This window comes from Rhizohabitans arisaemae (assembly GCF_025996515.1).
Classification (GTDB): Bacteria; Actinomycetota; Actinomycetes; order Streptosporangiales; family Streptosporangiaceae; genus Rhizohabitans; species Rhizohabitans arisaemae.
This window is the reverse complement of the sequence record NZ_BLRH01000009.1, coordinates 58,743-79,894: the sequence shown is the minus strand read 5'-3', so window position 1 is coordinate 79,894 and position 21,152 is coordinate 58,743. Positions and strand designations below refer to the sequence as shown.

Here is a 21,152-nt window from a genome sequence, read left to right as displayed (position 1 = left end):
ACGGTATCCGACATCTCGCGGAGCCGTTTTCGTCACCCGGAGTTGTCCGCCTGCTGATCGGCGCGGACTTTCTCCACCAGATGCGCAGGAAGGGGCTCGTATCGCTGGAAGGACCTGCTGAACGTCCCCGTCCCGTGTGAGATGGATCTCAGGTCGATCGCGTATCTGGTGATCTCCAGCTGCGGGACCTCGGCCTTGACCAGCGTCCGGCCGCCGGGGATCGGCCCGGTGCCGAGGACCCGGCCGCGCCGGGCGGACAGGTCGGACATCACCGTGCCGACGTGCGCGTCGTCGACGAGCACCGAGACCTCGTCGATGGGTTCGAGCAGCAGGGGGGTGACCTTGCCGGCCGCCTCCTTGAGCGCCAGCTGGCCGGCGATCTGGAAGGCCATGTCGGAGGAGTCGACCGAGTGGGCCTTGCCGTCGTACAGCGTCACGCGGATGTCGACCACCGGGAATCCGGCGAGCACGCCGCGCTTCATCTGCGCGCGCACGCCCTTCTCCACCGACGGGATGAACTGGCGGGGCACCACGCCGCCCACGATCTTGTCGACGAACTCGAAGCCCGCCCCGGACGCGAGCGGCTCGACCTCGATGTGGCAGATGGCGTACTGGCCGTGGCCGCCGGTCTGCTTGACGTTGCGTCCCATCGCCTGGGCCTTGCCGCCGAAGCTCTCGCGGAGCGGGACCCGCAGCGGGATCCGGTCCACCTCGACGCCGTGTCGCCGGGAGAGCCGGTCCAGGGCCACGTCGGCGTGGGCGTCGCCCATGCACCACAGGACGAGCTGGCGGGTCTCGGCGTTGTTCTCCACCCGCAGCGTCGGGTCCTCGGCGACGGTACGGGCGAACGCCTGCGACAGCTTGTCCTCGTCGGACTTGGACCGCGCCCGGACGGCCAGCGGCAGCAGCGGGTCGGGCATGCTCCACGCCGTCATCAGCAGCGGGCGGTCCTTGTCGGACAGCGTGTCGCCCGTCTCGGCCCGGGAGAGCTTGGCGATGGCGCAGATGTCGCCCGCCACGGCTTTGGACATGGGCCGCTGGTGCTTGCCGAGCGGGGAGGAGAGCGCCCCGAGCCGCTCGTCCACGTCGTGGTCCTCGTGCCCCCGGTCGGCGAGGCCGTGCCCGGAGACGTGCACCGTCATGTCGGGCCGGATGGAGCCGGAGAAGACGCGGACCAGGCTGATCCGCCCGACGTAGGGGTCGCTGGTGGTCTTGACCACCTCGGCCACCAGCGGGCCGGCCGGGTCGCAGACGATCCCGCCGACCGGCTTGCCGTCGATGGTGGTGATCTCCGGCATGGGGTGTTCGAGCGGTGAGGGGAAGCCCTGGGTGACGATCTCCAGGAGTTCGGGCATCCCGACGACGGGCCCGGTTCCGGGCGCCGCGCAGACCGCCAGGACCGGGTGGAAGCTGCCGCGGGCGACCGCCTTCTCCAGGTCGTCGATGAGGACCTTGTTGTCGATATCCTCGCCGGAGAGGTAGCGCTCCATGAGCGACTCGTCCTCGCTCTCCTGGATGATCCCCTCGATCAGCGTGTCGCGCTGGTCGGCGATCCGCTCCAGGTGGTCGGGGTCGGGCTCCCGTTCGGTGCGCGTGCCGGAGGTGTAGTCGTAGAACCGCCGGGAGAGCAGCCCGGCCAGGCCGTGGACGCGACCGTCGCCGGAGACCGGGAAGTACAGGGGCGCCACGCCGTCGCCGAAGGCGGCCTGGCACGAGGCGAGCGTCTCGTCGAAGTCCGCCCGCTGATGGTCGATCTTGGTGATGACGACCGCGCGGGGCATGCCCACGGTGGCACACTCGTCCCAGAGCATGCGGGTGAGGCCGTCCACGCCGTCGGCCGCGGAGATCACGAAGAGCGCGGCGTCGGCCGCCCTCAATCCGGCCCGCAGATCTCCGGTGAAATCCGCGTAGCCTGGGGTGTCGAGGAGGTTGATCTTGATTCCGTTGTGGACCACGGGTGCCACGGTGAGGTTCACCGAACGCTGCTGCCGTACTTCGACCTCGTCGAAGTCGCTGACGGTCGAGCCGTCCTCGACCCGGCCGGTTCGCTGGATGGTCCCCGTCGCGGCCAGCAGGGCCTCGACCAGGGTTGTCTTGCCTGCACCGGAGTGGCCGACCAGCACCACGTTGCGAATCATGTCCGGCCGGTCGGCCTCGGGTGCCCTGCCGGCGGCTCCACCAGGGCCCGCCGATGTCTTTTCAGCCACGAGCATCGCCTCCCGCGATCAAGAGTCGGACGGCCTTCCGGCCGTACGTACCTTGCGCCGCGCCCGTGTACGCCCACAGCGGAGCGATCTGATTCGCGAGCCGGGCGAAACGGTCGCGGTCGTCTCACCTTTCCCCGATGTGGCGCATATCACAAGAGGGGTTTGGCAAGTTGTCGGTCTGCATGTTGTGACCGGCCCGTCTCGGGGGTGTCCTACGATCGGACCGCGATGTTGAAAGTTCTCCGTCCCGCCGTCACCCGAGTCCTGAACCCGCTGGGCCGGGCCCTCGCCGACCACGGGATCAGCCCCAATGTGATCACCGTGGTGGGCACGCTCGGCGCCGTCGGCGGAGCGCTCGCCTTCTACCCGCGCGGGGTGTTCTTCTGGGGCAGCGTGGTCATCACCGTGTTCGTCCTACTCGACCTGCTGGACGGGGTGGTCGCCCGGATCACCGGCTCCACCGGGAAATGGGGGGCGTTCCTCGACTCCACCATGGACCGGGTGGCCGACGCCGCGATCTTCTCCGGCCTGATCCTGTGGGCGATGGACCGCGACCGGCCGCTGGTCGGCGCCCTGGCCCTGTTCTGCCTCGTCGCCGGGGCCGTGGTCTCCTACACCAAGGCCCGGGCCGAGGGGCTCGGCATGACCTGCGACGTGGGGGTGGCGGAGCGGCCCGAGCGCCTGATCGTGATCCTGGTCTCGACCGCCTTCTCCGAGTTCCTCCCGATCCTGCTGCCGATCGGCCTCGCCCTGCTCGCCGCGGCGAGCGCCTTCACCGTCTACCAGCGTCTGATCACCGTCTACCGTCAGGCCGTACCGGGAGACCGATGACCGACAAACCACCCCTCAAGGAACGTCTCGTCGCCGCGGCCTTCGCCGCCGGCTGGGCCGTCGTCCCCCGCGTGCCCGAACGGCTCGCGTCCGCCGCCTTCGACTGGGTCGCGGACGAGGCCTGGCGGCGGCGCGGACCCTCGGTGCGCAGGCTGGAGTCGAATCTGGCCCAAGTCCGGGGCAGCCATCCGGGCGACCCCGCGGTCCGGATCCTGGCCCGCCGGGGGATGCGCTCCTACCTGCGCTACTTCCACGAGGTGTTCCGCCTCCCCGCGCTCTCCGGCGCCGAGGTCGTGGCCCGGATGCGGGTCACGGGGGAGGAACGCATCCACGAGGCGGTCGCCGCCGGACGCGGGCTCGTCCTCGCCCTTCCGCACATGGGGAACTGGGATCACGCCGGGGCCTGGCTGGTGCAGCGGGGCCATCGCTTCACCACGGTCGCCGAGCGGCTGCGGCCCGAAGCGCTGTACCACCGGTACAAGGAGTTCCGCGAGACCCTCGGCATGGAGGTCCTCCCGCTCACCGGGGGCCAGGGGAACACCTTCGGCACGCTCGCCCAGCGGCTGCGCGCGGGCGGGGTGGTCTGCCTGCCCGCGGACCGGGACCTCACCGAGAGCGGCGTCGAGGTGGACTTCTTCGGCGAGCGGACCCGGATGGCGGCCGGCCCGGCACTGCTCTCCATCCACACCGGCGCGACGCTCCTCCCGGCCACGATGTGGTACGAAGGCCCGTACACGGGCCTGACCATCCACGACGAGATCGTCCGGCCCGAGGACGGCACCCGCGCGGAGCGGGCGGCCGCGATGACCCAGGCGCTGGCCGGCGTCTTCGAGAAGGCCGTCGCCGAGCATCCGCAGGACTGGCACATGATGCAGCGCCTCTGGCTGCGGGACCTGGACCGATGAGGGTCGGCATCGTCTGCCCGTACTCCTGGGACGTCCCGGGCGGGGTGCAGCAGCACATCCGCGACCTCGCCGAGGCCCTGATCGGCCAGGGGCACCAGGTCTCGGTGATCGCCCCGGCCGCGGACGACGCCCAGCTGCCGCCGTACGTGGTCCCGGCGGGCCGCGCCGTGCCGGTGCCCTACAACGGGTCGGTCGCCCGGATGTCCTTCGGCTTCCTCACCGCCTCCCGGGTGCGCCGGTGGGTGCGGGACGGCGCCTTCGACGTGCTGCACATCCACGAGCCGCTCGTGCCGAGCCTGGGGGTGCTCGCCTGCTGGGTGGCGCGCGGCCCGATCGTGGCGACCTTCCACGCCTCCTTCGCCCGCTCCCGGGCGATCGCGGTGGCCGAGCCGGTGCTGCGCAGCGCGCTGGAGAAGGTCATGGCCCGCATCGCGGTCTCCGACGCGGCGCGCAAGAGCCTGGTCGAGCAGTTCGGCGGGGACGCCGTGCTCATCCCCAACGGGGTCACCGTCGACCGGTACACCGAGGCCGAGCCGCTCGCCGGCTGGCCGGGCGAGAGCTCGATCGGCTTCCTCGGCCGGATGGACGAGCCCCGCAAGGGCCTCCCGGTGCTGCTGGAGGCGTTCGTCTCGCTCGCCCGCGAGCGGCCCGGGCTGCGCCTGCTGGTGGCCGGCCCCGGTGACGTCGAGGAGGTCCGGGGCAAGGTCCCCGCGGACCTGCGGGAGCGGGTCGTGGTCCTTGGGACGGTGAGCGAGGAGGACAAGATCCGCGCCTACCACTCGGTGGACGTGTTCTGCGCCCCCAACCTCGGCGGGGAGAGCTTCGGCATCGTGCTGACCGAGGCCATGTCGTCGGGGGCGCCGATTCTGGCGAGCGACATCCCGGCGTTCCGGCGGGTGCTCGGCGAGGGGCAGGCGGGGGCGTTGTTCCCGGTCGGGGACGCGGCGGCGCTGGCCCGGGAGGCGGCGCTCCTGCTGGACGACCCCGAGCGCCGGGCCAAGCTCTCCGACGAGGCACGGCACGCGGTCCGCAGGTACGACTGGTCGACGGTGGCCCGTGACGTGGTCCGCGTCTACGAGACGGTCGCGGTGACGTCCGCGGGCGTGGTGGAGGACGACCGCGCGCGATGACTGAGATTCTGCTGGTCCTCGCCCTGCTCGTGTTCGCCAGCGTCTACATCTCCTGGCGGGCCGGGCGGCTGGACCGCCTGCACATCCGGTTGGAGACCGCCTGGGAGGCGCTCGACGCGGCGCTGGTACGGCGGAGCGCGACCGCGCTGGAGCTCGCCGCCTCCCGCCTGCTCGACCCGGCGACGAGTCTGGTGCTCGCCGCCTCCGCCCACGAGGCCCGTACGGCCGGGGGCGACGAGCGGGAGCTGGCGGAGAGCAACCTGTCCAGGACACTCCGGGCCGTGGTGGAGCAGCCGCGGTTCCGGGAGCGCATGGCGGGGGACGAGGTCGGCGCCGAGCTGATGGCCGATCTGGACGCCGCCTCGGCGAAGGTGCTCTACTCCCGTCGCTTCTACAACAACGCGGTCGCGGTGACCCGGTCGTCGCGGCGGCGTCTCCTGGCGCGGCTGCTCCGCCTGGAGGGTCACACCCCGATGCCGTCGTTCTTCGATATGGACGACACCCCACCGGAGGGACTTTCCAGCCAGATTTCATGATTTTTCGTTCTCCGGCTGTCTTTAAGGTCCCCCGGGTAAGCTCGTGGCGATTTTTCGGGGCACATCGAGGAGGACACGGTGCGGATATCTCGGGCAGTGGCGGTCGCTCTCGCAGGGATCGCCGTAACCGTGCCGGCGGTGGCCTGCTCGTCGGCGGAGACCCCGCCCGCCGCCGCGGGCGGTCAGGAGCCGAGCGCCTCGCCGACCCCGACCCCGGAGCCGCCGCCCGGCCACCCGTTCACCGGCAGACCCGGCGGCCTGGGCAAGCCGGTGCTCGCCGTGAAAATCGACAACACCCCGGCGGCCAAGCCTCAGCAGGGTCTGCGCAGCGCCGACATCGTCTACGTGGAGCAGGTCGAGGGCGGGCTCACCCGGCTTATGGTGATCTTCTCCTCCAAGTTCCCCGCCAAGGTGGGGCCGGTACGGAGCGCCCGCATCTCCGACCTGCACATTCTCACCCAGTTCGGCAAGCCCGCGCTCGCCTACTCCGGCGTCCAGACCAAGATGAAGCCGCTCGTCGCGGCGGCGCCGCTCTTCGACGTCTCCGACAGCGCGGCGTTCTCCGCGTACTTCCGCCAGCCCGGGCGGCCGGCGCCGTACAACCTCTTCGCCAAACCCAAGCAGCTCCTGGCGAAGGCGCCCAAGGCGACCAAGGCCGCGGACGTCGGGTTCACGTTCGGGGAGGCCCCGGAGGGCGGGACGCCGAAGAAGTCGGTGAGCGTGCGCTACCCGGCGGCCAGGTTCACCTTCACCTGGTCGGCGACGGAGAAGCGCTGGCTGGTGACCCAGGACGGGACGCCGAGCACGGCGGCCGAGGGCGGGCGGCTCGGCGGGGAGACCGTGGTGGTCCAGTACGTCAAGACCACGCGCTCGCAGTTCCACGACGGCAACGGGAGCTACACGCCCCTCATCCACACCGAGGGCAAGGGCAAGGCGGTCGTGCTCCGGGACGGGATGGCGTACAAGGCGCGCTGGTCCCGGCCGTCCGAGAAGGAGGGGACCGTCTTCACCACCGAGGCCGGGGAGCCGTTGAACTTCGCGCCGGGCCAGGTCTGGGTGGTGCTTGCCAGCCCGAAGCCGGTTTCGCCGTAGTTTCGGGGGTTCCCTAGCGTCCGCCATACCAAATGTCCAAAGTGGTTTCCGGAAAATGACGACATGTGGCGTTAAACCGGGTATCGCGCTGCGCCTACGATGAAACCGAGGGGCCAGCCGTGGGGGCGGCCGTCTATTCGCATCGTGAGGTAACACCCGTGTCGACCAGCAGTTCCGCAGAGACCACCGCTCCTGAGACCGGCACCGCGCGGGTCAAGCGCGGCATGGCGGAGATGCTCAAGGGCGGCGTCATCATGGACGTCGTGACGCCCGAGCAGGCCAAGATCGCCGAGGACGCCGGGGCCGTCGCCGTCATGGCGCTCGAGCGGGTTCCGGCGGACATCCGCGTCGAGGGCGGCGTGTCCCGGATGAGCGACCCCGACATGATCGACGGCATCATCGCGGCCGTCTCGATCCCGGTCATGGCCAAGGCCAGGATCGGCCACTTCGCCGAGGCCCAGGTCCTCCAGGCCATCGGCGTCGACTATGTGGACGAGTCCGAGGTGCTCACCCCCGCCGACGAGGCCAACCACATCGACAAGTGGGCCTTCACCGTGCCTTTCGTCTGCGGCGCGACCAACCTGGGGGAGGCGCTGCGCCGCCTCGCCGAGGGCGCGGCGATGATCCGTTCCAAGGGCGAGGCCGGGACCGGCAACGTGGTCGAGGCGACCCGCCACATGCGGCAGATCCGCGGCGACATCAAGCGCCTGGGCGTGCTGGACGACGCCGAGCTCTACGCCGCGGCCAAGGAGTTGCGGGCGCCGTACGATCTGGTCAAGGAGGTCGCCCGGACCGGGGAGCTGCCCGTGGTGCTGTTCACCGCGGGAGGGATCGCCACCCCCGCCGACGCGGCCATGATGATGCAGCTCGGCGCCCAGGGCGTCTTCGTCGGCTCCGGGATCTTCAAGTCCGGTGACCCGGTCAAGCGGGCCGCCGCCATCGTGAAGGCCACCACCTTCTACGACGACCCCGACGTGATCGCCAAGGTCTCCCGCGGGCTCGGCGAGGCCATGGTCGGCCTCAACGTGAGCACCCTGCCCGAGTCCGAGCGCCTGGCCACCCGCGGCTGGTGACCGGCACCACCACGACTGCGGGGGGAAACCGGCTGTGACTCCTGTCATCGGTGTGCTCGCCCTTCAGGGAGACGTGGCCGAGCATCTGCGGGCGCTGACCTCGTCCGGCGCGACCGCGTGCGCGGTACGGCGTCCGCGGGAGCTCGCCGTGGTGGACGCGCTGGTCATCCCCGGCGGGGAGTCGACCACGATGTGGAAGCTCGCCGACATTTTCGACCTGCTCGAACCGCTCCGGATACGGATCAAGGAAGGGATGCCCGCGTACGGCTCCTGCGCGGGCATGATCATGCTGGCCGACCGGATCGAGGGAGGCATCGAGGGACAGGAGACCGTCGGCGGTCTCGACCTGGTGGTCCGCAGAAACGCCTTCGGTCGCCAGGTCGACTCCTTCGAGGCGGACATCACGCTGAAGGGCGTCGCCGGCGGCCCGGTCCGGGCCGTGTTCATCCGCGCACCCTGGGTGGAGTCGGTGGGAGACGGTGTTGAGGTACTCGGCAAGGTCCCGGGGACGGATAGGATCGTCGCCGTCCGGCAGGGGAACCTGCTGGCGACGTCATTCCACCCCGAGTTGACCGGGGACACGCGGATCCACGAGTACTTCGTCGAGATGGTGAGGGAGCGTTAAAGGATGTCCGGCCATTCCAAGTGGGCTACCACAAAGCACAAGAAGGCCGTCATCGATGCCAAGCGCGGCAAACTGTTCGCCAAGCTCATCAAGAACATCGAGGTGGCGGCCCGCACCGGTGGCCCCGACCCTGACGGCAACCCCACGCTCTACGACGCGATCCAGAAGGCGCGCAAGAGTTCGGTGCCGATCGACAACATCGAACGGGCCCGCAAGCGCGGCGGCGGCCTGGAGGCGGGCGGCGCCGACTGGCAGACCATCATGTACGAGGGGTACGCCCCCGGCGGGGTCGCGGTGCTCATCGAGTGCCTCACCGACAACCGCAACCGCGCCGCCTCCGACGTCCGGGTGGCGATGACCCGCAACGGCGGCTCCATGGCCGACCCCGGTTCGGTCTCCTACATGTTCAACCGCAAGGGCGTCGTGATCGTGCCCAAGGCGTCCCTCACCGAGGACGACGTGCTCATGGCGGTGCTGGAGGCCGGCGCCGAGGAGGTCAACGACCTCGGGGAGTCCTTCGAGGTGGTCTCCGAGGCTTCCGACATGATCCCGGTGCGCACGGCGCTCCAGGATGCGGGGATCGACTACGACTCGGCGGAGAGCAGTTTCCTGCCGACGATCAGCGTCCCGCTGGACGAGGAGAACGCCAAGAGGGTCTTCCGTCTCATCGACGCGCTGGAGGACAGCGACGACGTGCAGAACGTCTACGCCAACTTCGACGTCTCCGACGAGATCCTCGCCAAGCTCGACGCCTGAGTCCGGCAAGCCCCCGGTGGACGTTCCGCCGGGGGCTCGTCGTTGCCGCCCTCCGGATATCCATCCGTTGGGACGGCTATTGATTAGGTTAGCCTTACCTTATTTGATGGCGTGGACAGTGTCGGCGCCGGATCGGGCGCCGGCGGCCGTATCGGCTCCCGGGAGTTCGGATGAGAACACGGATCGCGGCTGTGCTGACCACCCTCACCCTCGTCACGGCGGGTGTGACGCTGCTCGGTCAGGGGACCGCGCACGCCGCCACCACCTGCACCGACCAGCAGGTCCCGGCAGGTCTCCTGGTCACCTGCACCGGGGATCCGGCGACCCTGCGCACGTCGAGCACCTGCATGCGCCGCAGCGGGTACCGGTACGGGATCACGCGCGACTGGCCGGTGCCGGGCCAGGGCATCGCCCAATGCTCCTACGGTGACCTGATGATGGGGGGCCGGTGGTGGCTTCTGTAGCCTCCCGGCGGCCTCGCACCCCATCCGTCGAACGACGGGTGGGGTCTTCCGCCTTTGTCGGCTTGTCGCGCTCGACAGTCGATGTGGGTGTGGAGTGCCCATCCATTGGGATGGCTATTGATTAGGTTAGCCTTACCTTATTTGATGGCGTGGACAGTGTCGGCGCCGGATCGGGCGCCGGCGGCCGTATCGGCTCCCGGGAGTTCGGATGAGAACACGGATCGCGGCTGTGCTGACCACCCTCACCCTCGTCACGGCGGGTGTGACGCTGCTCGGTCAGGGGACCGCGCACGCCGCCACCACCTGCACCGAACAACTTGTCTCGACGGGTCTGCTGGTCACCTGCACCGGCGATCCGGCCACCCTGCGGACCACCGCCGCCTGCATGCGGCGCTACAACCAGCCGTACTACCACATCCGGGACTGGCCGGTGCCCGGCCAGGGCATCGCCCGCTGCGACGTCGGTGACAGGGCCATGGGCTACGGCTGGCGAATCCTGTGATCGCCTGAGCGTGACCGACGGAGACCCATCGGATCGCGGCCGTCGACCACCCTGCGATCCACGGCCGTCCGGCGGGTTCCCGACAGGGGTGCGGAGATCCTCACCGAGACCTTCTCCGGAATTCGAGTAATGCCCACAGGGCCAGGACGAGGCCTACGGAGAGGTCGGCGGCGAGTCCGTCGCCGAGGAAGGACCAGGTCATGACAGCGAGCACGAGGACGGTCAGCAAGATGTTCTGAGCCGGGGAGCGGCGTCGTGGGTCCCGCTCCGTCCGATCGTCCTCAGAGTGGGGTGGGGGTGCTCCGTCGGGGCGGGCGTGGCGGGGGACGACGCCTGGCCGGCGGCCGGCGCCCACCTGAGGCGGCAGCGCGTCCGGCAGAGCCGTCACCAGGAATCGGACGAGCACCGCCAAGGCCATGCCCAGAACGACGGCTCCGATGGCGACGATGTGCTCTTCGCCGAAGACGATCCAGATGCCGGCGCCGAGCGCGATGATCGTCGTGATCGCAAGGCGTTCGGGGGACCGGCGTCGCCTCCCTCGCTCCGCCTGACCATGCTCCGAATGCGGCACAACCAGATCTTACTAATCTTGGAGGGTTTGCCCGTGTTTCTGGAGAACCGGGCCGTACGGAACCCGGGTGCTCACCGGCCGAGGGTGGCGCGGAGTGCCTGGTCCACGGGTGTCGGGCCGACGCCGAAGGTCTGCTGGAAAGAGGAGGAGTCCACCTCGAACGGCGCGATGAACTGGTAGCGGACCTCCGCCAGCTCGCCGAGCATCGGGGAGAACAGGCCGGCGGCGCGGAGCAGCGGCCACGGCAGCGCCTTCATCGTGGGGGAGGGCAGGCGCAGGATCGAGGCCATGGCGTCGCCGAGTTGACGGAAGGTGAGCGGCGGCCCGCTCGGCACATGCCAGGCCCGTCCCCACGCCCGCTCGTCGGTGCCCGCGACGACCAGCGACTCGGCCACGTCCGGGAGGTAGGTCCACGAGTGCGGCTGGTCGATCGGCCAGGGGGTGCGGATGGTCTTGCCCGCCCGGAGCGGAACGGTGAACCGGTCGCCGAGGTAGGACTGGTCGGTGGAACCCGGACCGAAGTAGTCCGAGCCGCGGAGCTCGGTGGCCCTGATCCGGCCCGCGCGGTGGGCGGCCAGCGCGTCCTCCCACATTCTCGCCCGGACCCGGGCTTTCGGGCTGGTGGCCGCCAGAGGGAGCGATTCGGTCATCGGTCCGCGGACCGGCCCGTACGGATAGAGATTGCCGGTCATGACGAGCACGGCGCCGGTGCGCTCCGCGGCGGTCAGGAAGGAGGCGGCCATCGGCGGCCAGTCGGTGAGCCACCGGTGGTAGGCGGGGTTGACGCAGTTGTAGATCGCTTCAGCGCCTTCGGTGATCTCGGTCAGCCGGGCCGGGTCGACGATGTCGGCCGCCACCGTCGTGAGGCCGGTCGGGCCGCGGCCCGACCGGCTGACGACCACGACCTCGTGACCGCGCTCGGCGAGTTTGCGGGCGACGTGCGGGCCGACCTGGCCCGAACCGACGACGACGTGTCTTCCCATGATCAGATCTGCTTCCAGACGAGCCGCGGGGCGGCGTTGACGGGATAGGCGACCGCGGGGCGGCGCGGCCCTCCGGGTGCGGGAGCCCGCGACCTCCGCGAGACTGTTGTTCATTTTCGAGAGCAATGCTCTCTTCTGTGGGCGCCGCTTGTCAAGAGCGGTGCTCTCGATTTTTAGCGCTGCTCTGTTATGGTGGATGCCATGACCGCGAGCCGCACCGCCAGAGAACGGGTTCGAACCGAGCTGACCAGGGAGATCGTTGACATCGCGCGGCGGCAACTCGCCACGGCGGGTGCCGGTGGTCTCTCCCTCCGGGCCGTCGCCCGCGAGATGGGCATGGTCTCCTCGGCGATCTACCGGTACTTCCCGTCCCGGGACGACCTGCTCACCACACTGATCATCGAGGGCTACAACGCCCTGGGTGAGGCCGTGGAGCGGGCCGACGCCGCATGCCCGCGCGGGGACCACTCCGGACGCTGGCGGGCCGCCTGCGGCGCCGTACGCGACTGGGCGCTGGCCCACCCCCACGAGTACGCCCTGCTCTACGGCTCCCCGGTCCCCGGCTACCACGCGCCCCAGGAGACGATCGCGGCCCGGGTCCGCGACGTGACGGTCTTCGGGCGTATCGTCGCGGACGCGCATGCCGCAGGTGCGGCGGCGGTTCGCGGTCCCGCGGTGGCGCCGTCCCTGGCCGCCGACGCGGACCGGATGCGGGAGCTGATGCCGGGCGTACCGGACGAGACGGTGTTCCGGGCGCTGGCCGCGTGGTCCGGCCTCTTCGGCTGGGTGAGCTTCGAGCTCTTCGGCCAACTGGAGAACGCCGTCGACGAGCGCGCCACCGCCTTCGCCCGGATCGTCGACGAACTCGGCGCCTTCCTCGGCCTCTGACACCCGTACGACCGGCGTCATCGACCTGCTTGGCGGAAGCCGATTCGACTCCTTGTATCGGCGATCCATATTTCGTGTTGCGGTTCATTTGCTGTACACGGATGATTTTTGTCATCTGTCTGTGGGAATTGCTGTATCTTGCGGTTGACGTATATTGGTGAAGCGGAAATCCGGACAATCAATACACGAACGCGCCGTTTCCTGAACCGGGCCATTCGGCGGGGGTTTCCCGCCATAACGGGAACTGTATGGCCCGGCTAATGACTCCGGGAGCACTGCCTGGAGGACCTACAGTGCCCATGACGTCGGCCACATAGATGGATGGTTCTAGATGGTGACCCAGGTCGAAGGCAGGCCGATTCGTATGGGCGCTCTGGTGGTCTCGATCCTGATGACCTTGACCGTTGGGTGCGGCGACGGTTCACGGAAGAGCGACCAGGCGGTAGGCCCATCCGCAGGAGTCTCGAAGACCAATCCATCACGCGTTGTCGATCTTGCCGGGCTGACTTCGCAGTCTTTCCTCTTCACCTACTACAACTCTCCCGAGGAGCTGGTGAAAGGTCGTGATCATGTCGCCATCGTGATCGGCGAGGTCACTGCCATCAATCAGGGGCGGGACATATACCGGACGGAAGAGAGTCCGACCCCACAGAAATACGTCGTGGTTCACGTCAAAGTCGCCGAGTCGTTCAAAGACCGGGGATATGTCAAAGACGGCTATGTGTACCTGGAGATGTATCAAGGCGGACTGTATTCCGATGGGATCCCGAAACGCTCCTTGGATGACTGGCGAGCCGCTCTACCGGCCGGTACGCGGCTCATGCTTTTCCTGGGACGCGATTACAAGACCGGCCGTATCGAGGGGGCGGAGAACGGCCGCCCGCCTGGGACGGAACTCACGATCGCGGATCCGCAGGGCATTCTCGTGGAGAGCACGGACCTGAGCCGCCCCGGTATCGCGGACGCCTGGGGTGAGGTCAAAGGTTCGTGGAAGGACATCACGTCGCTCAGCGAGGTAGGCGAGCGGGTAAGGAAAGCCCTGCAGTAGGGGCATATCCACCCCACCTGAACCCCGGCGGTACCCGTACCCGAGTGATCGTTGCGTTGTCCGTGCCCTGGAAGGGGCGCACAGCGCGACGATCATGGTGTGCCGTAACGGGCAAACGGCACCGCCCAAGCACGGCCCCCGCGGGCCGTACCCGTGCTTGGGTGATCGTTGCGCTGTGCGGACCCTAAGAAGGGCACACACCACAACGATCACCCGAACCGGGGCGCGAACGCCGTACCCGACCCCCGTGATCTGCGCTCTGCGCACCCCACCGGGCGCACACAGCGCGACGATCACCCGAGACCGGGGGAGCCCTGACGGCGAGGAGGGAAAAGCACTCGCCCGCTCCGTCGGTCGGCGCGTACCTTGGGCGATTGTGGACATACGCGACCTGACCCCCGACGACGGCGACGCCATCCTCGACCTGCGCACGCGTGCCTTCGGCCCGCTGTCGGGAGGTGACGTCGCGGCCTGGCGCACGATGGTCGCGCCGAGCTTCGCCGAACGGCGCTATCTGGGCGTCGTCGACGGCTCGCGGCTGGTCGCGGCGGCACGGATCAACGACTACGACCAGTGGTGGCACGGGCGCCGGGTCCCCATGGGGGGAGTCGCGGGCGTGACGGTGGCCCCCGAGGACCGGGGCCGGGGTGTGGGACGGCTCCTCATGGAGGCGGTGCTGGAGCGGTGCGGGGTGCTCGGCTATCCGGTCTCCGCCCTCTATCCCGCGACCACACCGATCTACCGGTCCCTCGGCTGGGAGCATGTGGGGGCCCAGCTTCAGGCGACCCTGCCCGCGGAGTCGCTGCGAGGGCTGTCGCGCGGGGGCGAGCAGGTCAAGCTGCGCCGGGCCGGGGTGGACGACGCCGCCGAGGTCGTCGAGGTCGTCGACCGCGTGTACGAGCGGACCCGGCCGAGCGGACCGCTGCGCTGGAGCGAGCGGGACTGGCGGCTCTGGCTGGCCGAGGAGGAGGACTTCGCCTACCTCGCCGAGGACGGGTTCCTCCTCTACCGCTGGGACGGAAAGGATCTCGACGTCGACAACCTGGTGGCCTCCTCGGCGGCGACCGCCCAGGCGCTCTGGGGCCTGCTGGGCTCGGCCGCGTCCATCGCCAAGCGGGTCACGGCCTGCGTGGAGCCGGACGACCCGGTCTTCTGGTTGCTGCGGGAGCGCACCCATGACGAGGTCAGGCAGACCCGCTGGATGCTCCGCCTGGTCGACGTCCCCGCCGCGGTGGCCGCCCGGGGGTTCCCCGCGTCGGTGTCCGCCGATCTGAACCTCGCGGTCGACGATCCGCGGCGGCCCGCCAACACCGGGGTGTGGCGGCTGCGGGTGGCGTCGGGCCGGGGCACGCTGACGCCGGGGGACGGGCCGGTCGCGGGCCGGCTCACCGTGGGCGGCATGTCGGCGCTGTACGGCGGGGTCGGCACCGCTACCCTGCGCAGGGCCGGGTTGCTCACCGGGGGCGACGGGGCCGCCGACGACGTCTTGGACGGGGTCTTCGCCGCGAAGCCGTACATGATCGACTACTTCTGATCCCCGATGCGGATCCGGTACGGCCTGCGGCCGCGAGCCGCAGGCCGTACCGTGTTCCGGGGGTCGGCGCGGCGCCCGCGGGGCCGTCGGCCACGTGTGTTCGCGGTGCGCGGGAGGCGTCGGCGGGGTAGAGTCCCTCCGAACAGATGTTCGTGGACGGTGAGGTTCCTTCGTGCGGGTGATGGGCGTGGATCCGGGGCTGACCCGGTGCGGGCTGGGTGCCGTCGAGGGCGTGCCCGGCCGGGCCCTCACCCTGGTCGCCGTCGGAGTCGTGACCACCCCGCCGGGCGATGAGATCGGCGCCCGGCTCGTCGCCATCGAGGCCGAGATCGAACGCTGGCTCGACCGGGTCAACCCCGACGCCGTCGCCGTCGAGCGGGTCTTCAGCCAGCACAACGTGCGCACCGTGATGGGCACCGCCCAGGCCGCCGCCGTCGCCATCGTCGCCGCGGCCCGGCGTGGCCTCCCGGTCGCCCTGCACACCCCAAGCGAGGTCAAGGCGGCCATCACCGGGAGCGGGACCGCGGACAAGGCCCAGGTCGCCACCATGGTCACCCGGGTGCTGCGGCTCACCGAGCGCCCCAAGCCGGCCGACGCGGCGGACGCGCTCGCCCTGGCGATCTGCCATGTGTGGCGGGGCGGCGCCCAGCACCGGCTCGCGCAGGCGCTGGCCAGAACGAGAGGAGTGGCAAAGTGATCGCATCCGTCGCCGGCCGGGTGGCCTCGATCGCCCCCGACGGCGCCGTCGTGGAGGTCGGTGGGATCGGGGTCCTCGTGCTCTGCGCGCCGCCCACGATCGCCACCCTGCGGATGGGGGAGCAGGCCCGCCTCGTCACCTCGCTCGTCGTGCGGGAGGAGTCGCTCACCCTGTACGGCTTCGCCACCGAGGACGAGCGGAACGTCTTCGAGCTGGTCCAGACGGCGAGCGGGGTCGGCCCCCGGCTCGCTCTGGCGATGCTCGCCGTACACTCCCCGAACACCCTGCGAACGGCGGTCGCGAGCGCGGACCTGTCCGTGCTCACCCAGGTTCCCGGGATCGGCAAGAAGGTCGCCCAGCGGATCGTGCTGGAGCTCAAGGACCGTCTCGGCAGCCCGGACGGACTGGTGGACGCCGCCCTCGGCGGCCAGGCGAACACCGCCTGGCGCGAGCAGGTGCACTCCGGTCTGGTCGGCCTCGGCTGGTCGGTCAAGGACGCGGACGAGGCCGTCGCCGCCGTCGCCCCCGAGGCGGGGGACCACCCCAACGTCGCCCTCCTGCTCAGGTCGGCCCTGCGGAAGCTGAGCGTCCGGTGACCGCGATCACCGTCGGTGACGGGGGACCGAGTCGGGTACGGCCGGGGGCGGGCCGGGCCTCCCGCGGCGACGCGGGGGCCGGGGCCCTGCCGCGGTGCGACCGGCCCGGTGGGGGGAAGGCGGCATGAACCTGGAACGCGATCTGCTCACGCCCGGCGCCGACGGGGACGAGCGGGCGATCGAGTCGGCGCTGCGGCCCAAGCGGCTCTCGGAGTTCATCGGGCAGGCCCGGGTGCGCGAGCAGCTCTCCCTGGTGCTGGAGAGCGCCATGCGCAGGGGTCGCGCGCCGGACCACATGCTGATGAGCGGATCGCCGGGCCTGGGCAAGACCACGCTGTCGATGATCATCGCAGCCGAGCTCTCCGCGCCGTTGCGGATCACCTCCGGCCCCGCGCTGGAGCGGGCGGGCGACCTGGCCGCGGTGCTGTCCACGCTGTCCGAGGGCGAGGTCCTGTTCATCGACGAGATCCACCGGATGGCGCGGCCCGCCGAGGAGATGCTCTACATGGCGATGGAGGACTTCCGGGTCGACATCGTGGTGGGCAAGGGGCCGGGGGCGACCGCGATCCCGCTGGAGATCGCGCCGTTCACCCTGGTCGGGGCGACCACCCGGGCCGGTCTGTTGCCGGCGCCGCTGCGTGACCGGTTCGGGTTCACCGCGCACATGGAGTTCTACGACGTCTCCGAGCTGGAGACGGTGCTCCATCGCTCCGCCCACCTGCTGGGCGTGGAGCTCCCGGCCGACGGCGCGCACGAGATCGCCCGCCGGTCCCGGGGCACGCCCCGGATCGCCAATCGGCTGCTCCGCCGGGTCCGGGACTACGCCGACGTCCGCAACGACGGCGTCATCACCCGGCAGAGCGCCTCGGCCGCGCTGGGTATCTACGAGGTGGACGAGGAGGGGCTGGACCGGCTGGACCGGGCCGTCCTCGACGCGCTGCTGCGCAAGTTCGGCGGCGGTCCGGTGGGCCTGTCAACCCTGGCGGTCGCGGTCGGTGAGGAATCCGAGACGGTCGAGGTGGTCGCGGAACCCTTCCTGGTCCGGCAGGGACTGCTCGCCAGAACCCCCCGCGGACGGGTCGCCACGGCGCTGGCCTGGACACACATGGGAATGACACCGCCGCCGCATGCGTTTGGAACCAGTATGCCGACCGAGGTCGGTGAATGCGGCTAATATCTCAAATCGGGAACTTCTCCGCGCGGCGGATCGTCGGTTCGTTGCCGGGGTTTCACCGGCTCGCCTACACTCCGTGACTTGGCTGAAGAGTGTGCTCCGGTGCGCTAGCCGTTCAGATAAATAGTCCGGTGTCTTACCGGCGACTCATTGGAAGGGCAGCCCCGTGGAAGCGATTGCCGGCCTGTGGCCGTTCCTGCTCATTATCGTGGTCTTCTATTTCCTGCTGATCCGACCGCAGCGCAAGCGGCAGCAGGAAGCGATCGCGATGCAGAATTCCCTGGCGCCTGGGGCACGCGTGATGACCACGGCGGGATTGTTCGCCACGGTCGTTCTGGTCGATGATGACGATGTGATCCTGGAGATCGCCCCGGGTGTCGAGAGCCGCTATGTCAAGGCGGCTGTCAGCCGGGTTCTCACTCCGGTGGAGGACGACAAGACCGACGTCGAACCCGAGCCGGTGGCGGAGGCGGAGGCGGAGATCCAGGATGAAGACACCCGCAAGGACGAGGATTCGAGCAAGCGCTCGTCCTAGCGGTACATCCCGTTTCCCCCTGACGAGAGAAAAGACAACAAGTGGCCCGTCCTACCAGCACCCCGAGTAGGCCAGGACGAACTCTCCTGGTACTCCTGGCACTGATTTTGGCACTGGGCGGGGTGATGGCCCTTCAACAGAAGGTTACCCCGTTGTACGCCTTGGACTTGGCAGGCGGTACCACGGTGACGTTGTCACCGGTGCCCCTGCAAGGGGGTGGGGCGCCGCCGGAGAACAGCATCAACCGCGCGGTCGACATCATCCGCGACCGGGTCAACGGAAGCGGCATCTCCGAAGCCGAGGTCGGCAAGAGCGGCGACAACATCATCATCTCGGTGCCGGGCGCCGGGCAGAAGGAGGTTGTCGACCTCGTCGGAACCACGGCCGAGCTCCGGTTCCGGCAGGTCCTGGCCTACGGCCCGCCGACGGTGGTCCCGGCCACGCTCCCCACCGAGGCGCCGACCCCGACCCCGAGCGCGAGTGCGAGCTCCTCCGCGAAGCCGGCCCCCACGCCCTCCGAAAGCGCCAAGCCCAAGAGCCGAGCCCTGACCGAGGCGCTCGCCGACCCCTCCCACCCCCCGACACCCTCCCCCTCCACCACGGGGACCGGTAAGCCGGCCGAGACGCCCAAGCCGGGCTCCACCGCCGACCCGACCGGCGTGCCCACGGTGACCCCCTCTCCCGCGGTGCCCGCCGACCCGCTCGCCGGGATCGACACCACCGGGATCGACCCGGCGGTCCTGGAGCAGTTCAAGACCCTCGACTGCACGGCCAAGGACCGCGGCCAGGGTACGGTCGACGACCCGGGCAAGCAGTTCGTCGCCTGCGACGACGCCGGAGCGGGCAAGTACATCCTGGAGAAGGCCGACATCGTCGGCACCGAGGTGTCCACCGCGAGTTCGGGCATCGACCCGACGAGCAACGAGTGGGTCGTCCAGGTCGAGTTCAAGAACGAGGGCGGCAAGAAGTTCGCCCAGCTCACCAGCAGGGTCAACCTCCAGCAGATCCCCCAGGGCCCGCGGAACCAGGTCGCCATGGTGCTGGACGGCGTCGTCATCTCCGCGCCGGTCATCAACGAGCCCATCCCCGGCGGGACCGCGCAGATCTCCGGCGGTTTCGAGCAGAAGGACGCCGAGGACCTCGCCAACCAGCTGAAGTACGGCGCGCTGCCGCTGAAGTTCGAGAAGAGCTCCATCGAGTCGGTCTCCTCCACCCTCGGCGCCGACCAGCTCAACGGCGGTCTGCTCGCCGGCGGCATCGGCCTCATCCTCGTGGTGATCTACTCGCTCTTCTACTACCGGGGACTCGGCGTCGTCTCGGTGCTCAGCCTCCTGATCGCAGGGATCCTCACCTACCAGTCGGTCGTGATCCTCGGACACGGGATCGGGTTCCGGCTCTCGCTGGCGCACATCATCGGGTTGATCGTCTCGATCGGTATCACCGCGGACTCGTTCATCGTCTACTTCGAACGATTGCGCGACGAACTCAAGGCGGGCCGTCCGATCAGGCCCGCGGTGGAGATCGCCTGGCGCCGGGCGCGGCGGACGATCCTCGTCGCCGACGCGGTCACCTTCATCGCCGCCGTGGTGCTGTACTTCCTCTCGGTGGGTGGTGTGGCGGGCTTCGCCTTCGCCATGGGCCTGACCACGCTCATCGACATCGCGGTGGTGTTCCTGTTCACCAAGCCGCTGGTCGCGTTGCTGTGCCGGACGAAGTTCTTCGCTCAGGGACACAAGCTCTCCGGGCTTGATCAAGACCGCCTGCGCAGTGTCTCCGCAGTCCGCACGACCCCCCAGGAGGCCTGATGTCCGGCATTCGGCTCATCGCGTCCAAGCTGTACCGCGGCGAGGTCAACATCGACTTCGTCGGACGCCTCAAGCTGTGGTACGGCATCTCGGCCGCGCTCATCGTGTTCTCCATCGCGGGCCTGACCATCCCGGGACTGCACTTCGGTGTGGAGTTCACCGGAGGTTCGGTCTTCTCGTTCAAGGCGCCCGCGGCGAGCATCGAGCAGGTCCGCTCCACCATGGCGGAGGTCGGCCACGACACGGCCATCGTCCAGGAGACCGACTCCAACTGGCGGGTCACCACCCGGAGCGTGCCGGCCGACGAGGTGACCAAGATCCAGGAGACGGTGGGGAAGAGGTTCTCCATCCAGCCGGACCAGGTCAGCTCTCAGGTGATCGGCCCGACCTGGGGCGGTGAGGTCTCCAACAAGGCGCTCATCGGCCTTATCGTCTTCATGATCGTCATCATCGTCTATCTGACGATGGCGTTCGAGTGGCGAATGGCCTTGGCCGCGGTGGTCGCCCTCGTCCACGACCTGGTGATCACCGCCGGCATCTACGCGTGGACGGGGTTCGAGGTCACCCCGGCCACCATCCTGGGCTTCCTCACGATCCTGGGATACTCGCTGTACGACGCGGTCGTGGTCTTCGACATGATCAAGGAGGTGACCGCGCCGCTCGGCTCCACGGGCAAGCAGACCTACACCCAGGCGGCCAACAAGGCGCTCAACTCCACCCTGATCAGGTCGCTGAACACCTCGCTCGTCGCGATCCTGCCGGTCGCCTCGATCCTGTTCATCGGCACCACCCTCTTCGGGGCGGGCACGCTGAAGGACCTGTCGCTGTCGCTCTTCGTCGGAATGATCGTCGGTACCTACTCCTCGCTCTGTGTGGCCACCCCGCTCCTCGCGCAGCTCAAGGAGCGTGAGCCGAAGTACCAGGCGCTGGCGCGCCGGGTGGCGGCCAACGCCGCAGCCGGGGCCAAGGCCACGGTGTCCGGGGCGAAGGCGACCACCCCGGCCACCGCCACGGCGACGGTAGGCTCACCGGTCGTGGCGACGAGTGAGCAGTCCCACACCCTGCCGGGCGTGAGCACCGGTCCGGGGAAGCAGGGAAGCCGGTCGGCCGGCACGCGGAAGCCGCCGGGAGGCGGCAAGAAGCGGCGCTGACCGAGCCGGAGCGTTGAGACAGACGTGCAGGGGTCCGTCCGGGCCCCTG

At 69.7% G+C, this 21,152-nt stretch carries 22 protein-coding genes; 19 read left to right on the top strand and 3 right to left on the bottom strand.

The genetic code is table 11. The annotated features are described in order from the left end of the window. Positions 1 to 32: 32 nt before the first annotated feature. Positions 33 to 2,213 (bottom strand): elongation factor G-like protein EF-G2, encoded by a 2,181-nt coding sequence (locus RUR_RS01455; protein WP_428846891.1) that lies wholly within the window; start codon positions 2,211 to 2,213, stop codon positions 33 to 35. Positions 2,214 to 2,435: 222 nt separating this feature from the next. On the opposite strand from RUR_RS01455, the gene pgsA reads away from it, so the two are divergent. From pgsA to RUR_RS01405, 10 genes are all read left to right on the top strand, one after another. Continuing rightward, entirely contained in the window at positions 2,436 to 3,038 is a 603-nt protein-coding gene (pgsA, locus tag RUR_RS01450; RefSeq protein WP_283132994.1) for a phosphatidylinositol phosphate synthase, read from the top strand. Then, the gene (locus RUR_RS01445; RefSeq protein ID WP_283132993.1) at positions 3,035 to 3,943 is read left to right on the top strand and encodes a phosphatidylinositol mannoside acyltransferase; all 909 of its coding nucleotides are present in this window, start codon (positions 3,035 to 3,037) and stop codon (positions 3,941 to 3,943) included. Before pgsA ends, RUR_RS01445 begins: the two co-directional genes overlap by 4 nt. After that, positions 3,940 to 5,073, top strand: coding sequence for a glycosyltransferase family 4 protein (locus RUR_RS01440; RefSeq protein WP_283132992.1), 1,134 nt, complete (start codon positions 3,940 to 3,942; stop codon positions 5,071 to 5,073). Before RUR_RS01445 ends, RUR_RS01440 begins: the two co-directional genes overlap by 4 nt. Then, positions 5,070 to 5,609 carry a LemA family protein gene (locus RUR_RS01435; RefSeq protein ID WP_283132991.1) on the top strand — a complete coding sequence of 180 codons (540 nt, stop codon included), beginning with the start codon at positions 5,070 to 5,072 and terminating at the stop codon, positions 5,607 to 5,609. The genes RUR_RS01440 and RUR_RS01435 overlap by 4 nt, the downstream gene beginning before the upstream one ends. A 78-nt stretch (positions 5,610 to 5,687) precedes the next feature. After that, positions 5,688 to 6,701 (top strand): DUF3048 domain-containing protein, encoded by a 1,014-nt coding sequence (locus RUR_RS01430; RefSeq protein WP_283132990.1) that lies wholly within the window; start codon positions 5,688 to 5,690, stop codon positions 6,699 to 6,701. 158 nt (positions 6,702 to 6,859) lie between these two features. After that, complete coding sequence (gene pdxS / locus RUR_RS01425; RefSeq protein ID WP_283132989.1) at positions 6,860 to 7,774, top strand: pyridoxal 5'-phosphate synthase lyase subunit PdxS; 915 nt, start codon at positions 6,860 to 6,862, stop codon at positions 7,772 to 7,774. Positions 7,775 to 7,808: 34 nt separating this feature from the next. Further along, entirely contained in the window at positions 7,809 to 8,399 is a 591-nt protein-coding gene (gene pdxT, locus RUR_RS01420; RefSeq protein WP_283132988.1) for a pyridoxal 5'-phosphate synthase glutaminase subunit PdxT, read from the top strand. Positions 8,400 to 8,402: 3 nt separating this feature from the next. Continuing rightward, positions 8,403 to 9,155, top strand: a complete 753-nt coding sequence (locus tag RUR_RS01415) for a YebC/PmpR family DNA-binding transcriptional regulator (protein WP_283132987.1) — start codon at positions 8,403 to 8,405, stop codon at positions 9,153 to 9,155. Between the two features lie 170 nt (positions 9,156 to 9,325). Beyond that, positions 9,326 to 9,619, top strand: coding sequence for a hypothetical protein (locus tag RUR_RS01410; protein WP_283132986.1), 294 nt, complete (start codon positions 9,326 to 9,328; stop codon positions 9,617 to 9,619). A gap of 208 nt (positions 9,620 to 9,827) precedes the next feature. After that, positions 9,828 to 10,121 (top strand): hypothetical protein, encoded by a 294-nt coding sequence (locus RUR_RS01405; protein WP_283132985.1) that lies wholly within the window; start codon positions 9,828 to 9,830, stop codon positions 10,119 to 10,121. 100 nt (positions 10,122 to 10,221) lie between these two features. On the opposite strand, the gene RUR_RS01400 is transcribed toward RUR_RS01405, so the two are convergent. Together RUR_RS01400 and RUR_RS01395 are read right to left on the bottom strand one after the other, a co-directional pair. Continuing rightward, the gene (locus RUR_RS01400) at positions 10,222 to 10,692 is read right to left on the bottom strand and encodes a hypothetical protein (protein WP_283132984.1); all 471 of its coding nucleotides are present in this window, start codon (positions 10,690 to 10,692) and stop codon (positions 10,222 to 10,224) included. 71 nt (positions 10,693 to 10,763) lie between these two features. Then, a complete protein-coding gene (locus RUR_RS01395) occupies positions 10,764 to 11,675 on the bottom strand; it encodes an NAD-dependent epimerase/dehydratase family protein (protein WP_283132983.1) in 912 nt (303 codons plus the stop codon). A 201-nt stretch (positions 11,676 to 11,876) separates the two neighbouring features. Between RUR_RS01395 and RUR_RS01390 the strand changes: the two genes are divergently transcribed. The 9 genes from RUR_RS01390 to secF all read left to right on the top strand — a co-directional run bounded on the left by RUR_RS01390 (position 11,877) and on the right by secF (position 21,103). Then, the gene (locus RUR_RS01390) at positions 11,877 to 12,563 is read left to right on the top strand and encodes a TetR/AcrR family transcriptional regulator (RefSeq protein ID WP_283132982.1); all 687 of its coding nucleotides are present in this window, start codon (positions 11,877 to 11,879) and stop codon (positions 12,561 to 12,563) included. 331 nt (positions 12,564 to 12,894) lie between these two features. After that, positions 12,895 to 13,611, top strand: a complete 717-nt coding sequence (locus tag RUR_RS01385; protein ID WP_283132981.1) for a hypothetical protein — start codon at positions 12,895 to 12,897, stop codon at positions 13,609 to 13,611. Positions 13,612 to 13,987: 376 nt separating this feature from the next. Continuing rightward, entirely contained in the window at positions 13,988 to 15,145 is a 1,158-nt protein-coding gene (locus RUR_RS01380) for a GNAT family N-acetyltransferase (RefSeq protein WP_283132980.1), read from the top strand. 172 nt (positions 15,146 to 15,317) lie between these two features. Then, the gene (ruvC, locus tag RUR_RS01375) at positions 15,318 to 15,842 is read left to right on the top strand and encodes a crossover junction endodeoxyribonuclease RuvC (RefSeq protein ID WP_283132979.1); all 525 of its coding nucleotides are present in this window, start codon (positions 15,318 to 15,320) and stop codon (positions 15,840 to 15,842) included. Continuing rightward, a complete protein-coding gene (gene ruvA / locus RUR_RS01370; RefSeq protein ID WP_283132978.1) occupies positions 15,839 to 16,438 on the top strand; it encodes a Holliday junction branch migration protein RuvA in 600 nt (199 codons plus the stop codon). Before ruvC ends, ruvA begins: the two co-directional genes overlap by 4 nt. 124 nt (positions 16,439 to 16,562) lie before the next feature. Continuing rightward, entirely contained in the window at positions 16,563 to 17,612 is a 1,050-nt protein-coding gene (gene ruvB / locus RUR_RS01365; RefSeq protein ID WP_283132977.1) for a Holliday junction branch migration DNA helicase RuvB, read from the top strand. A 166-nt stretch (positions 17,613 to 17,778) separates the two neighbouring features. Continuing rightward, positions 17,779 to 18,147, top strand: coding sequence for a preprotein translocase subunit YajC (yajC, locus tag RUR_RS01360; RefSeq protein ID WP_283132976.1), 369 nt, complete (start codon positions 17,779 to 17,781; stop codon positions 18,145 to 18,147). A 125-nt stretch (positions 18,148 to 18,272) separates the two neighbouring features. Continuing rightward, positions 18,273 to 19,952 carry a protein translocase subunit SecD gene (gene secD / locus RUR_RS01355; protein WP_283132975.1) on the top strand — a complete coding sequence of 560 codons (1,680 nt, stop codon included), beginning with the start codon at positions 18,273 to 18,275 and terminating at the stop codon, positions 19,950 to 19,952. After that, positions 19,952 to 21,103 carry a protein translocase subunit SecF gene (secF, locus tag RUR_RS01350; RefSeq protein ID WP_283132974.1) on the top strand — a complete coding sequence of 384 codons (1,152 nt, stop codon included), beginning with the start codon at positions 19,952 to 19,954 and terminating at the stop codon, positions 21,101 to 21,103. Before secD ends, secF begins: the two co-directional genes overlap by 1 nt. Positions 21,104 to 21,152: the final 49 nt, after the last annotated feature.

What these genes read in the sequence shown, in the direction of transcription:
- RUR_RS01455 (WP_428846891.1), bottom strand. Translation starts at nt 2,213, where the DNA reads ATGCTCGTGGCTGAAAAGACATCGGCGGGCCCTGGTGGAGCCGCCGGC.
- pgsA (WP_283132994.1), top strand. Translation starts at nt 2,436, where the DNA reads ATGTTGAAAGTTCTCCGTCCCGCCGTCACCCGAGTCCTGAACCCGCTG.
- RUR_RS01445 (WP_283132993.1), top strand. Translation starts at nt 3,035, where the DNA reads ATGACCGACAAACCACCCCTCAAGGAACGTCTCGTCGCCGCGGCCTTC.
- RUR_RS01440 (WP_283132992.1), top strand. Translation starts at nt 3,940, where the DNA reads ATGAGGGTCGGCATCGTCTGCCCGTACTCCTGGGACGTCCCGGGCGGG.
- RUR_RS01435 (WP_283132991.1), top strand. Translation starts at nt 5,070, where the DNA reads ATGACTGAGATTCTGCTGGTCCTCGCCCTGCTCGTGTTCGCCAGCGTC.
- RUR_RS01415 (WP_283132987.1), top strand. Translation starts at nt 8,403, where the DNA reads ATGTCCGGCCATTCCAAGTGGGCTACCACAAAGCACAAGAAGGCCGTC.
- RUR_RS01410 (WP_283132986.1), top strand. Translation starts at nt 9,326, where the DNA reads ATGAGAACACGGATCGCGGCTGTGCTGACCACCCTCACCCTCGTCACG.
- RUR_RS01405 (WP_283132985.1), top strand. Translation starts at nt 9,828, where the DNA reads ATGAGAACACGGATCGCGGCTGTGCTGACCACCCTCACCCTCGTCACG.
- RUR_RS01395 (WP_283132983.1), bottom strand. Translation starts at nt 11,675, where the DNA reads ATGGGAAGACACGTCGTCGTCGGTTCGGGCCAGGTCGGCCCGCACGTC.
- RUR_RS01390 (WP_283132982.1), top strand. Translation starts at nt 11,877, where the DNA reads ATGACCGCGAGCCGCACCGCCAGAGAACGGGTTCGAACCGAGCTGACC.
- RUR_RS01385 (WP_283132981.1), top strand. Translation starts at nt 12,895, where the DNA reads ATGGTGACCCAGGTCGAAGGCAGGCCGATTCGTATGGGCGCTCTGGTG.
- ruvB (WP_283132977.1), top strand. Translation starts at nt 16,563, where the DNA reads ATGAACCTGGAACGCGATCTGCTCACGCCCGGCGCCGACGGGGACGAG.
- secD (WP_283132975.1), top strand. Translation starts at nt 18,273, where the DNA reads ATGGCCCTTCAACAGAAGGTTACCCCGTTGTACGCCTTGGACTTGGCA.
- secF (WP_283132974.1), top strand. Translation starts at nt 19,952, where the DNA reads ATGTCCGGCATTCGGCTCATCGCGTCCAAGCTGTACCGCGGCGAGGTC.